Here is a 12,526-nt window from a genome sequence, read left to right as displayed (position 1 = left end):
TCAACTGTAAATCATATAAAAATATTGCATACCGCATAGGTGGATTTGTTACGATTTCATATAAATAACGCTTACTTAATATAATGGGAAGCTGCGTATTGATAAAACCCGAAATACCTAAAGTTAGGTTTCCTTTATGCACACAAAGTGGGAATATCTTGACTAAGACTATACGTAAATTTTGCTTTTGGAGGTGCACTTAATCATTATTGTCAATATTGATACGGCAGAATCCCCCCGTGTGCTTTCCCCCCAAAATTTCGAAAAAATAAAAACAATCACCTGTATTTATTTACAGTGTTTTTACTGCTATACTGCCAATATTATAACTAGCCTTATGTATTAATTTATTATGATAACTCAACTAACTATTAATAATTTTGCTATTGTGGATCAGCTTCTTGTTGACTTTACTACGGGGATGACCACTATTACGGGTGAAACGGGCGCGGGGAAATCTATTGCTATTGATGCATTAGGATTATGTTTGGGTAATCGTTCTGATGCCTCATCTATTCGGCATGGTGCTGATCGTGTTGATATTTCTGCAAGCTTTGTGCTTGATGATACGCCGGCTGCATTTGCGTGGTTGAGAGAAAATCAGCTTGATGAGGGCAATGAATGCATTTTACGCAGAGTGATTAATCAAGATGGGCGTTCTAAAGCATTTATTAATGGTCGTGCGGTACCTATTTCGCAATTAAAAGATTTGGGGCAAATGTTGATTCAAATTCATGGGCAACATGAACATCAGCGCCTGTTACGCAGTGATTATCAACAGTTGTTACTAAATCATTATATGAATGAACCCACCTTGCTCGCCCAAATGCAGCAAGCCTATAAACAGTGGAAAGAAGCAACACGAGCTTACCAGCAATACCAAACTACACGGCAAGAGCGTGATGCACATATACAACTTTTGCAATATCAGTTAAAAGAGTTAAACGAATTTTCACCAATTTCTGGTGAATATCAACAAATTGATGAAGAATATAAACGATTGTCCAACAGTGAACAATTAATCAATCTAAGTCAACAATCTGTAATGTTGTTAGATGAAGCCGATGAATATAACGTCAGTAATTTGCTCAGTAGTGTTAAAAATAGTGTTCAAGAATTGGTTGAGCTCGATCCAACTTTACATAATGTTTGTAACATGCTTGACGAGGCTTCCATTCAGATTAAAGAAGCTAGCTACGAACTTCGTCACTATAGTGAACGTTTAGAAATTGATCCAGCTCGCGTTATGCAGCTTGAACAGCGATTATCTAAACAAATTGCTTTAGCGCGTAAACATCATGTTGCTCCCGAAGCATTACCCGATTTGCATCAGACCTTGTTAGCTGAATTTAAACAAATTAATCAACAGGATGAACAAAGCGAACAACTTAAAACCGATATTAGCAAATACCATCAACTCGCGGTTGACATTGCCGCTAAATTGCATCAAAAAAGGATCACAATAAGTAAAACTTTAGCCAAAAAAGTAACCACCATTATGCATGAATTATCCATGCCTAATGGGCAATTTAGTATCGATATCGCTTTTGATGAAAATCGATTAAATGAAGATGGCGCCGATCAAGTCACTTTTTTAGTCAGTACCAATGCGGGGCAAAGTGCACAACCGCTCGCTAAAGTGGCATCTGGTGGTGAATTATCACGTATTGCCTTAGCCATTCAAGTTTTAACGGCGCAAAAAATGGATACTCCTGCTTTAATTTTTGATGAAATTGATGTTGGTATTAGTGGTCCAACTGCCGCTAAAGTGGGGCAACTATTAAGGCAACTTGGGCAATCGACCCAAGTAATTACCGTCACACACTTACCACAAGTGGCAGGGCAAGCAAATCAGCACTATTTTGTGAGTAAACAAACAGATAGCAAACAAACCTCAACCGATATGCAAAAATTGGATGAAAATGGACGGTTAAATGAGTTAGCCAGATTATTAGGTGGCGATAAAATTACAGAAGCAACATTAGCCAATGCAAAAGAGCTACTTATTATCTAACTGAATTGTGGTAATATAGCGCTTTCATCTTGATGTGAAGGAAGCTTGATCATGAGTCTATCGGGTAAACATATTTTGTTAGGCATTACAGGTGGCATTGCTGCGTATAAATGCCCTGATCTTGTTCGCCATTTAAAAAAAGCAGGAGCGCAAGTGCATGTCGTGCTGACGGATTCAGCTAGCCATTTTGTGACTAAAATGACCCTGCAAGCTGTTTCTGGCAATCAAGTATCTTGTGATCTCTTTGATCCATCGGCCGAGCTTTCTATGAGTCATATTGCACTGGCCAAATGGGCTGATTTAGTCTTAATTGCGCCAGCAACTACCAATATTATTGCCAAAATGGCCAATGGTATTGCTGATGACCTGTTATCAACTATTTGCTTAGCCACGCCAGCACCAATAGCCATTGCTCCAGCAATGAATCAACAAATGTATAAAGCTGTGGCAACTCAACATAATTTATCAGTATTAGCCTCAAGAAATACCTTAATTTTAGGACCAGATAACGGGTTTCAAGCCTGTGGTGATATTGGACCTGGGCGTATGCTTGAGCCACACGCAATTGTTGAAGAACTTGCACTCTATTTTAAAGCAACTTCAGTACTTTCAGACATATCCATTACCATTACAGCAGGCCCAACGATCGAAGAAATCGATCCAGTTCGTTACATTAGTAATTACAGTTCAGGAAAAATGGGCTTTGCAATTGCAAACGCGGCGGCGCAAATGGGGGCTACCGTTACATTAATTAGTGGACCAGTCCATTTAGATACGCCAAATGGTGTCAAGCGAATTGACGTTAAAAGCGCTAAACAGATGTATGATGAAGCATTAAATTGCGCGCAAAAATCAACTATTTTTATTTCGTGCGCAGCGGTTGCCGATTATCATGCCAAAACAATTGCGACACAAAAAATCAAAAAAACCAGCGATAACGAAGAACTTATTATTGAATTAGTAAAAAATCCCGATATTGTAGCAAGTGTCGCAGCACTAAAAACGAATCGCCCTTTTGTGGTAGGATTTGCAGCAGAAACTCATGATGTCAAAACTTATGCACTAAAAAAATTAATCACAAAAAATCTAGATTTAATTTGCGCTAATGATGTTTCAGATAAAACCATCGGCTTTAATTCTGATCAAAATACATTAACGCTATATTGGCAAAATGGTGAGCAAACGTTACCATTAAGCAGTAAACAACAATTAGCAACACAGTTACTTCAAGCTGTTATAACACGATATAAAGCGAGTCATGATGAAAAGAAAAATTGATATAAAAGTATTAGACCAACGTTTGGGTAATGAATTTCCACTCCCAACCTATGCAACCGAAGGATCTGCTGGCATTGATTTACGCGCGATGTTTGATAAAACCACCGAAATCAAACCAGGTGAAACAATCTTAACGCCGACGGGCTTATCAATGCATATTGCCGATCCTAGTTTGGCTGCTTTAGTATTACCTCGTTCAGGGCTTGGTTCAAAAAATGGTATTGTGCTTGGTAATTTGGTCGGTTTAATCGATTCTGATTATCAAGGCCAATTATTTGTTCCAGTTTGGAATCGTAGTCAAATGCCTTTTGTTATTGAGGCAGGCGATCGAATTGCCCAATTAATTATTGTTCCGGTTGTACAAGCCGAATTTAACATTGTTGATGAATTTGTTGAGTCAGCGCGTGGAGAAGGTGGATTTGGGCATTCGGGTAAAAAATGACTGTGAGTAGCAAAAATAAAAATCGTAAAGAAGATATTTTACAAGCATTGGCAAAAATGCTTGAATCTAATGAAGGTACTCAACGAATTACGACAGCCAAATTAGCCGCAACAGTTGGTGTGTCTGAAGCAGCGTTATATCGACATTTTCCAAGCAAAACAAAAATGTTTGAAAGCTTAATTATCTATATTGAAGATATTTTATTGTCGCGCATTAATGTGATTATTCAAGATGAGCCTAATACCTTTACGCGTTTACAACTTATTCTTGCCTTGATATTAGGTTTTTCTGAAAAAAACCCGGGATTAACCAGAATTATGACCGGTCATGCATTAATGTTTGAGCAAGAACAGTTACAAGAGCGAATTAGCCAGCTATTTGAACGCATTGAAACTCAAATTAAACAAGTTTTACGTGAACGAAAAATTCGTGAGGGAGTGGCTTTTATAACAGACGAACGGATTTTATCTAGCCAGTTATTAGCTTATTGTGAAGGTATGATGGCGCGTTATTCTCGTTCAGGTTTTAAATATCTACCAACCACTAATTTTGATACACGTTGGACTTTATTAGTTAAACAACTGGTTTAGCCAATTTTGTACAAAAACACATTAACAGAAATTTCTATTCCCTATTACCGAGGATAATAAGATGAATTTTGAAGATTTCTTAAATCATACCCTTACCTTTATCAAACGATATGATGGGGTTGTATTTAGCTATATCGCTCATTTCTGCTTTGCTATTCTTATTTTTGTTATTGGTAGAACTATTGCCAGATTTATTAGCAACCAATTAAAACGGATATTATTCAACCGACACGTTGATCCGACCGTTGTTAAATTTGTCAGTGCTTTGTCGTACTATGTCATCATTGTCATGACCTTGGTTGCCGTTTTAGGTCAATTAGGCGTACAAACGGCCTCGATTGTTGCTGTTATTGGTGCCGCTGGTTTAGCGATTGGTTTAGCATTACAAGGTTCGCTATCTAACTTTGCCGCTGGGGTTATTTTAATTATTTTTCGCCCATTTAAAGTGGGTGAAACTGTCATCATCAATAGCCAGCAAGGCGTTATTGATTCTATACAAATCTTCTCAACCTCTATTGTTACCCCAACGAATGAACTTGTTGTGATCCCGAATAGTCAAGTAGTGAGTGCCAATATTATTAACTATACACGTTTGCCTGAAAGACGTTTAGATTTGGTGATTAATGTGGGTTATAATTCAGATATTCAAAAAGTTTATCAAGTATTAAAACAAGCCGTTGATAAAACCAATAATATATTAACCACCAAAGAGCCAACCATTCGATTAGATGTATTAGATGCTTCCTCAATGAATTTTAATGTTTTAGTTTGGACATTAAATGAAAATTACGGCACCGTAAAAGGTGAATTGCTTGAAAATATCAAAAATGGGCTAACTGAAAATAATATCAATATTCCATATCCAACCATGGATGTAAACCTTAATACTAAGTAACAGTTATACAAAACGCCGTCGATATCTATTTGCGGCGTTTTTTATTCTTTAATAACAATTAAATATCTTGATCCATATTTAAAGCTGGCTTGTCGCAATCAGGGCAACCCACCACTTTTGCTGGCACGCCGGCAACGGTGGTATGCGGTGGCACAGGATCTAACACAACTGAACCTGCACCAATTTTAGCCCCTTTGCCTATTTCAATATTGCCTAAAATCGTGGAGTGTGCACCAATCATCACACCCTCACGAATTTTTGGGTGGCGATCACCATTTTGTTTACCCGTGCCACCTAAGGTGACAGATTGTAAAATAGAAACATCGTTTTCAATTACCACGGTTTCACCAATCACAATGCCTGTCGCATGATCAAACATCACCCCATAGCCAATTTTTGCTGCTGGGTGAATATCTACCCCAAACACTATCGCAATCTGGCTTTGTAAAAAAATAGCCAATGATTTACGGTTTTGCTGCCAAAGCCAATGTGCAATTCGATAAGCTTGTAGTGATAAAAAACCTTTGTAATAAAGCAGTGGCGTTGAATAATAATGAGTTGCTGGATCGCGAATATAAACAGCTAGAATATCGTTTATTGCGGACTGAATAATATTTTCATCAGCTTTATATGCTTGCCGAGCAATTTCACGAATTTCAATAGCCGGCATAACCTGAGAAACAAGCTTATTAGCTAAAATATAGCTTAAAGCACTACCCAGATCTTCATGATTGAGTAAAGTTGCATGGAAATAACTCGCCAGCATTGGTTCACTTTCGACTAATGTCGATGCTTCTTGTCGAATGGCTTGCCATAACATCTCGGGTTTAACAACTATTTTTGCATCGTTCACGACATGTTCCTGTACACAATAACTAAAATTGTTAACATTGTTTCGCAAACTTAACCTAGAAGCAAGTTTTGTATTCATTTATCATCACGTTAAAAAACAAAATGGAAATTCCATGTTTCCATTTTGTTATTATTGTTAGTGCGAATTTAAAATTATTATTGTTTTGATTTTTGCTCATCGCTTAAAGTAAATATTGCTATCACCGAAGTCAGTAAAACAACCCCGGCAAGGACATAAAATGTTGTCGCATATCCGGTATTATCAAATAATTTACCAACTAACCATGACAACACAATAACGCCAAGATTGGATGAAATATTAAACCCAACTAAATAAAGGGTCGCTGATAATCTTGCATCAAAATTACCCACAATATATTTGAACATTGCCAAAATAAATAGTGGAATTTCAATCGCATGAAAAAGTTTAACGAAGGAAATCAAATAAATATTATCCAATGTTGCCGATAACGCAATTCGGCAAATCATAACCAGTGCGGCAACTAATAATGATTTTTTAGCCCCCATTTTATTAATAAAATAAGGCGCAATAATCATACAAGTTGCTTCTAAAAAGACTTGGAAAGAATTTAAATAGCCATAAACTTGATAACCATCTTCTTTCTTTTCAAAAAAACTGGTATAAAAATTCGGAAATAATTGCTGATCATAGATGGTATAAAAGCTGTAAGTACCAATAACAAACAAGACAAACAACCAAAATTTTTGTAAGCCAAATAGTGAGAAAATTTCACCCATTGTGGGTATGGTCGATGTTTTTTCTGTTAAAGCAGTATTGTTATTTTCGGTCTGCGATCCTTGATAGTGTGTTGGTTTAAATACAATATTAATAATTAAAAAGATAGCAGCAACAACCGATGCCATCCAAAAGTTAATATGCGGATCAATACTAAATAAAATACCCGCAACAAAGGTGGCAGCCGCATAACCAAACGATCCCCAAAAACGCGCAGGACCGAATTCAAAACCAAATAATCGACTAATACGCTCAATAAACGAATCAATCAAAGCACTACCTGAAATAAAGCTAGCACTTAAAACAGGGGCGCCGATACACACACCAAAAATAAAATCATTTTTCAATAAAGGTTCATACACATAAATTAAGAATGGACCAATAAGCACCATAATAATACTTTGAAAGGTTACTACCGCTTTTCCTATTTGTAATTTATCTTGGATAATGCCATAGAAGATCATAAAAAACATGGCTGCGGCAGAATTAGCTGCATAAACAATACCTAACTGTTCGCCCGATAAGCCAATTTTACCTTTTAACCAAATGGCATAAAAAGACCACCAAAGCGACCACGCAGCGTAAAACGTAATAAGGTAACCAGACGAGAACCAATAGTTTCTATTTTGTATCATATTCATGTTTATTACTCTTATATTGTTGAAATTTGATAAAGTTTAACGTTAACATGTTAATGTTAACATTATGACCATATTTAATACGAAATAGATAGAATCGATTATCATAAATGTTAACCTCCTCACACTTTTTATCATTTATATTTGTGGTATCATCTCCCATAAGTAATGACCGATAATAATTTTATCTTGTTAAGCAAAAGGATTAACAATGGCTTCACTTAAGGATGTTGCAAAATTAGCATCTGTTTCACTGATGACGGTTTCACGTGCAATAAATAATCCTGACAAATTAAATAAAGAAACTTATAAACGCGTTAAACAAGCTATTGAGCAACTTAATTATGTGCCTGATTTATCGGCAAGAAAGATTCGTGGTGATAACTCAGGACCTTCTGCTATTGGTGTTTTAGCATTAGAAACCGCCATGACACCGTTTTCAGTAGAATTGCTCCAAGCCATAGAAAAAACAGCCCAAAATCATGGATGGAATACTTTTATTGTTAATTTATTTGATGATAAAGATGCCGATCATGCCATTAATACCCTACTGTCATATCGCCCTAACGGTATCATCTATACCACAATGGGATTAAGAAAAGTTGAACTACCTGAAAAGTTATTAGATAAAAACGTTGTATTAGCTAACTGTATAAGCGATTCAAAGCAACTTGCTTGCTACATTCCTGATGACTATTTAGGTCAATATCAAGCCATGCTACAGGTCATAAATAAAGGCTATAAAAAGCCGCTATGTATCTATTTATCAGAAAACACATTAGCAGGTAAAACCAGACGTAAAGCCGTTGAGCAAGCGTGGCTCGATGCGGGTTATCATTTAAATGCTCTTACCAGTTATCACACCTCAATATTATCGGGTGACCTTGCACAAGAATATATGATGACGGTTGATATATTGAAACAACATTGTCATAAAACACCTGATTTTGATGTACTGATTTGTGGTAATGATCGAATCGCTTTTGTTGCTTATCAATTTTTACTCGGTCAAGGATTAAGTATTCCAAATGACATTGCTGTATTAGGTTACGATAATATGGTGGGAACGGGTGAACTATTTTATCCTCCATTAACAACAGTCCAGTTGCCTCATTATGAAATTGGCCAAAAAGCTGCGTTACATATTATTCATGGCAAAAGCCAAAAAGAGATAATACAGGTAGCATCACCTTATTTAGAAAGAGCCTCTTTGTAATTGAAATAAAATATATTAGCTCAAACCAAATAAAGGCATAAAAAAACAGATCTAAAACGTTGTTTAACCGCCAATGCCCAATCCCATTTTCAATTTTGTCTATTTTGCTTTTAATGATGACGGTTAATGCCGTCATTAAATCCTATAATAAATAGATCTATTGCAACGGTATCATTTAAATTTGCATGGTTAGATTAAAATTTTTAAGCAATAAAAATATTATAACTTTCAAAGATAATGAGAAAATTATTCATTGTACAATGGGTTAAGTTCTATTATTATAAAAAATATAATTTCATTATGGAGTATACCTGTGTAGCTTTTTGCGCGTTCTTTCTATCAAGAATAATTATAGTTACTCGCGTGATGCACACAAGTCATATCTTCCCTATCAACTTTTGATAACCTTATAAGTGCATTGCTTCACGCGGCAATTTTCTTTTTTTCAGTGGTGATTAAATTCAATGCAATCTTTACGTAAACAATGGTTTTCCAATATCAGAAATGATGTTCTATCGGGCATAGTTGTAGCACTTGCCCTTATTCCTGAAGCAATTGCTTTTTCTATTATTGCCGGTGTTGACCCTAAAATGGGGCTGTATGCGGCTTTTTGTATAGCGGTTATTACTGCTTTTGCCGGTGGTCGCCCAGGAATGATTTCTGCCGCTACTGGTGCAATGGCGCTCGTCATTGCCGGACTGGTTAAAGCACATGGGGTTGAATATTTACTGGTCGCGACAATCTTATGCGGTATGTTTCAGATTATTGCTGGTTTTCTTCAATTAGGGAACTTAATGCGCTTTGTTTCTCGCTCTGTGGTAACGGGTTTTGTTAATGCATTAGCCATCTTAATTTTTTTAGCACAACTTCCTGAGCTAACCAATGTCACATGGCATGTCTATGCAATGACCATTGCTGGGCTTGGCATTATTTACCTGTTCCCTTATATCCCCAAAGTAGGAAAAATCATTCCTTCACCGCTACTTTGCATTCTTATTCTTACCGGTATCTATATGTATTTTGGCATGGATATACGCACGGTGGGTGATATGGGTACATTACCCACCAGCTTGCCTACGTTTTTACTCCCGAATGTCCCTTTTAACCTTGATACCTTATTGATTATTCTGCCTTACTCTCTTTCATTAGCCATTGTCGGCTTATTAGAATCAATGATGACCGCAACCATTGTAGATGATATTACCGATACACCGAGTGATAAAAACCGAGAGTGCAAAGGACAAGGTATTGCTAATATCGTGACAGGCTTCTTTGGCGGTATGGCGGGGTGCGCAATGATTGGGCAATCAATTATAAATATGAAGTCAGGCGGACGAACGCGTCTATCCTCATTTATCGCTGGAACTGTACTTCTATTATTAGTTGTTTTTTTACAAGACTGGGTAAGCCAAATTCCAATGGCTGCGTTAGTAGCAGTGATGATCATGGTTTCCATTGGTACCTTTAGCTGGGACTCGATTAAAAACCTGAAATCATACCCACTTTCAACCAATATTGTGATGCTGGCAACTGTAGTTGTCGTTGTATTTACCCATAACCTTGCTTATGGCGTATTTGTTGGGGTATTACTGGCATCGCTGTTTTATGCCAATAAAGTCGCTCATTACCTACAAATAAAAACAGAGCAACCCAGCAAGGAACAACGTATTTATACCGTGTATGGACAAGTATTTTTTGCTTCCTCTACAAAATTTATTAGTTCATTTGATTTAAAAGAGGTTATACAAAAGGTAACAATCGATCTTACCCATGCACATTTTTGGGATATAACCGCTGTAGCGGCTTTAGATAAAGTGGTGATTAAATTCCGCAAAGAAGGTGCACAAGTGGAAGTGTTAGGGCTAAATAAAGCCAGTAGTACAATTGTAGACCATTTTGGGGTTTATGATAAACGAGATGCAAAACAAAAGCTAAATAATCACTAAACCAATAGAGTAGTGAAAAAATAATGCGCTGCATTGATAGTTTTAAATCATGATTTATTGTTTGTGATTATATGGAATAGGGCGATAAAAATGCAGTTTTTAAAACGAAAATTCACTGCCAAAAGGCAGTGAATTGATATTACGCATAAATAGATTTCAATTGCCAACTTTCCAATTTTTTAACTTTCGCTTTTCCGTTTTCAGCAAAGAGGTTGATGACTCGCTCGGCCGGTAATTGTGGATAAATACGACTAGTGAGACTATACAAATCATCATTAACAAAAACCTCGACAGAGGAGGCATCAACAAAAATATGCAAAGTTAGCTTATCTGTTTTTGGTAGCGGTACGCTACGATAACCGGTTAATTCAGGACCGGATAAACTGCGATCAAGTATAAGGCGTTCTGATTGTAGATCAATATACAAAAGTGTCGCCTGCTTACCATCATTAGTTGCTGCTAGTTGTAAACCAAAGCGTTCAGCGGTACTTTGTGTTAAATCAAATTCAATAGTAAGTTCGCAACTAATGGATTGAATATTGGTGTGTTTAATTTCACTACTCAGCATTATTTCACCAAATAATTCCGGATTTTCTCGCAATGCTTCAAGTTCTTTAATCGGGCGGTTTCGGACTTTATTATCTTGATCTAAAATGAGTTCACGCGGCAGCGTAAATGCACCAGCCCATTTATCTTTTTTGCTCGGCATCGCTGACTCCCACATATCCATCCAAGCAAACACAATACGACGCCCATCAGCAGCAAGAAATGATTGCGGTGCATAAAAATCATGCCCAAAATCCATCTCTTGAAAAGGTTTAACCGTTGAAAATTGTTGCCCTGGTTGCCAATCACCCACAATATAACCTGATTGAAATCGATTACGGTACTGATAGCCTGTTGCTTTCATACCCTGTGGCGAGAACATCAAAACCCATTTATCACCTAGCGGAAAAAAGTCTGGACATTCAAGCATATAAACATCAGGATCGATATCACTTACCACGACATGATCAAATATCCAATTTTTTAAGTCATCTGAACTATAAAGTAAAACTTGCCCCACATCATTTGGTGTTCGTTGACCGACCACCATCCACCACTTGCCATGTTGTTGCCACACTTTAGGATCGCGAAAGTGCATAATACCATTTTTTGACGTAAGTACTGTACCTTGCTTTTCAAAATGAATACCATCTTTGCTACTTGCCAGACATTGGACTTGCCGAATCTGCTCATCATTACCCTGACCTGCTAACCAAAGATGACCTGTATAAATTAAGCATAATTCACCATGGTTATCAACCGCTGAGCCAGAAAAACAACCGCTTTTATCAAATTCTTGATCAGGAGCAATCGCGATTGGCAATCTACGCCATGTAACCAAATCATCACTAACAGCATGTCCCCAATGCATTGGCCCCCAATTTTCATCGTAAGGATGATGCTGATAAAAAGCATGATATTGACCGTTAAAGTAAATCAAACCATTAGGATCATTCATCCAACCTGCTGAGGGTGCTAAATGAAAATGAGGATAGTATTGCTTATTCATCACTTTTTCTAAATTTTTAACAGCTTGATTAGCTTTATCTATAGCAGTAGACATAAAAACCCCTTTTTATCCAATAGTAGATATCTTTATTTAATAGTATCTTAATTTAATTGTTAACGTTAACTATTAATGAAATTAGCGATAAAATATGTGATGATAGTCACACATTTTTAACGTTAACAATGAATTTTTTGCCAAATGATTTAGTCTATGACAAACTTTTAAAAAAATAACCATCATTAATTCAACAATAAATTAAACATCAATGACTTTATTAAAAAGCAAAAAGATGACATATTTTACAAAGCTTAGCGGTAATCTATATTTATTCTAGATTACCTTA

The 12,526-nt window shown here is 36.6% G+C and carries 10 protein-coding genes; 7 read left to right on the top strand and 3 right to left on the bottom strand.

Features of this window, described 5'->3' with window-relative positions:
* The first annotated feature begins 352 nt into the window (after nucleotides 1-352).
* The 5 genes from recN (at nucleotide 353) to GYY69_RS03375 (ending at nucleotide 5,219) form a co-directional block, all read left to right on the top strand.
* Nucleotides 353-2,014: a DNA repair protein RecN gene (gene recN / locus GYY69_RS03395; RefSeq protein ID WP_174796433.1), complete on the top strand. Its 1,662-nt coding sequence runs from the start codon at nucleotides 353-355 to the stop codon at nucleotides 2,012-2,014.
* Nucleotides 2,015-2,065: 51 nt separating this feature from the next.
* Nucleotides 2,066-3,292, top strand: coding sequence for a bifunctional phosphopantothenoylcysteine decarboxylase/phosphopantothenate--cysteine ligase CoaBC (gene coaBC / locus GYY69_RS03390; RefSeq protein WP_174796432.1), 1,227 nt, complete (start codon nucleotides 2,066-2,068; stop codon nucleotides 3,290-3,292).
* On the top strand, nucleotides 3,276-3,734 hold the full coding sequence (dut, locus tag GYY69_RS03385) for a dUTP diphosphatase (protein ID WP_174796431.1): 459 nt from the start codon (nucleotides 3,276-3,278) through the stop codon (nucleotides 3,732-3,734). The genes coaBC and dut overlap by 17 nt, the downstream gene beginning before the upstream one ends.
* Entirely contained in the window at nucleotides 3,731-4,324 is a 594-nt protein-coding gene (gene slmA / locus GYY69_RS03380) for a nucleoid occlusion factor SlmA (RefSeq protein ID WP_174796430.1), read from the top strand. Before dut ends, slmA begins: the two co-directional genes overlap by 4 nt.
* Before the next feature lie 61 nt (nucleotides 4,325-4,385).
* A complete protein-coding gene (locus GYY69_RS03375; protein WP_174796429.1) occupies nucleotides 4,386-5,219 on the top strand; it encodes a mechanosensitive ion channel domain-containing protein in 834 nt (277 codons plus the stop codon).
* A 58-nt stretch (nucleotides 5,220-5,277) separates the two neighbouring features.
* On the opposite strand, the gene cysE is transcribed toward GYY69_RS03375, so the two are convergent.
* Together cysE and GYY69_RS03365 are read right to left on the bottom strand one after the other, a co-directional pair.
* Nucleotides 5,278-6,039 (bottom strand): serine O-acetyltransferase, encoded by a 762-nt coding sequence (gene cysE, locus GYY69_RS03370; RefSeq protein ID WP_065638036.1) that lies wholly within the window; start codon nucleotides 6,037-6,039, stop codon nucleotides 5,278-5,280.
* 188 nt (nucleotides 6,040-6,227) lie between these two features.
* On the bottom strand, nucleotides 6,228-7,469 hold the full coding sequence (locus GYY69_RS03365; protein WP_202984936.1) for an oligosaccharide MFS transporter: 1,242 nt from the start codon (nucleotides 7,467-7,469) through the stop codon (nucleotides 6,228-6,230).
* Between the two features lie 208 nt (nucleotides 7,470-7,677).
* Between GYY69_RS03365 and GYY69_RS03360 the strand changes: the two genes are divergently transcribed.
* Nucleotides 7,678-8,682, top strand: a complete 1,005-nt coding sequence (locus GYY69_RS03360; protein ID WP_174796427.1) for a LacI family DNA-binding transcriptional regulator — start codon at nucleotides 7,678-7,680, stop codon at nucleotides 8,680-8,682.
* Nucleotides 8,683-9,146: 464 nt separating this feature from the next.
* Nucleotides 9,147-10,628, top strand: coding sequence for a SulP family inorganic anion transporter (locus GYY69_RS03355; protein WP_174796426.1), 1,482 nt, complete (start codon nucleotides 9,147-9,149; stop codon nucleotides 10,626-10,628).
* Between the two features lie 139 nt (nucleotides 10,629-10,767).
* On the opposite strand, the gene GYY69_RS03350 is transcribed toward GYY69_RS03355, so the two are convergent.
* Complete coding sequence (locus GYY69_RS03350) at nucleotides 10,768-12,237, bottom strand: glycoside hydrolase family 32 protein (protein ID WP_174796425.1); 1,470 nt, start codon at nucleotides 12,235-12,237, stop codon at nucleotides 10,768-10,770.
* Between the last annotated feature and the right edge of the window lie 289 nt (nucleotides 12,238-12,526).

This window comes from Gilliamella sp. ESL0250, from assembly GCF_013345045.1.
GTDB lineage: Bacteria > Pseudomonadota > Gammaproteobacteria > Enterobacterales > Orbaceae > Gilliamella > Gilliamella apicola_H.
This window is presented reverse-complemented; position numbering and strand designations above follow the sequence as displayed.

Excerpts from the sequence above, each read along its gene's own strand:
- GYY69_RS03375 (WP_174796429.1), top strand. The coding sequence starts at position 4,386 with ATGAATTTTGAAGATTTCTTAAATCATACCCTTACCTTTATCAAACGA.
- recN (WP_174796433.1), top strand. The coding sequence starts at position 353 with ATGATAACTCAACTAACTATTAATAATTTTGCTATTGTGGATCAGCTT.
- coaBC (WP_174796432.1), top strand. The coding sequence starts at position 2,066 with ATGAGTCTATCGGGTAAACATATTTTGTTAGGCATTACAGGTGGCATT.
- GYY69_RS03365 (WP_202984936.1), bottom strand. The coding sequence starts at position 7,469 with ATGAATATGATACAAAATAGAAACTATTGGTTCTCGTCTGGTTACCTT.
- GYY69_RS03350 (WP_174796425.1), bottom strand. The coding sequence starts at position 12,237 with ATGTCTACTGCTATAGATAAAGCTAATCAAGCTGTTAAAAATTTAGAA.
- cysE (WP_065638036.1), bottom strand. The coding sequence starts at position 6,039 with ATGTTATGGCAAGCCATTCGACAAGAAGCATCGACATTAGTCGAAAGT.
- slmA (WP_174796430.1), top strand. The coding sequence starts at position 3,731 with ATGACTGTGAGTAGCAAAAATAAAAATCGTAAAGAAGATATTTTACAA.
- GYY69_RS03360 (WP_174796427.1), top strand. The coding sequence starts at position 7,678 with ATGGCTTCACTTAAGGATGTTGCAAAATTAGCATCTGTTTCACTGATG.
- GYY69_RS03355 (WP_174796426.1), top strand. The coding sequence starts at position 9,147 with ATGCAATCTTTACGTAAACAATGGTTTTCCAATATCAGAAATGATGTT.
- dut (WP_174796431.1), top strand. The coding sequence starts at position 3,276 with ATGAAAAGAAAAATTGATATAAAAGTATTAGACCAACGTTTGGGTAAT.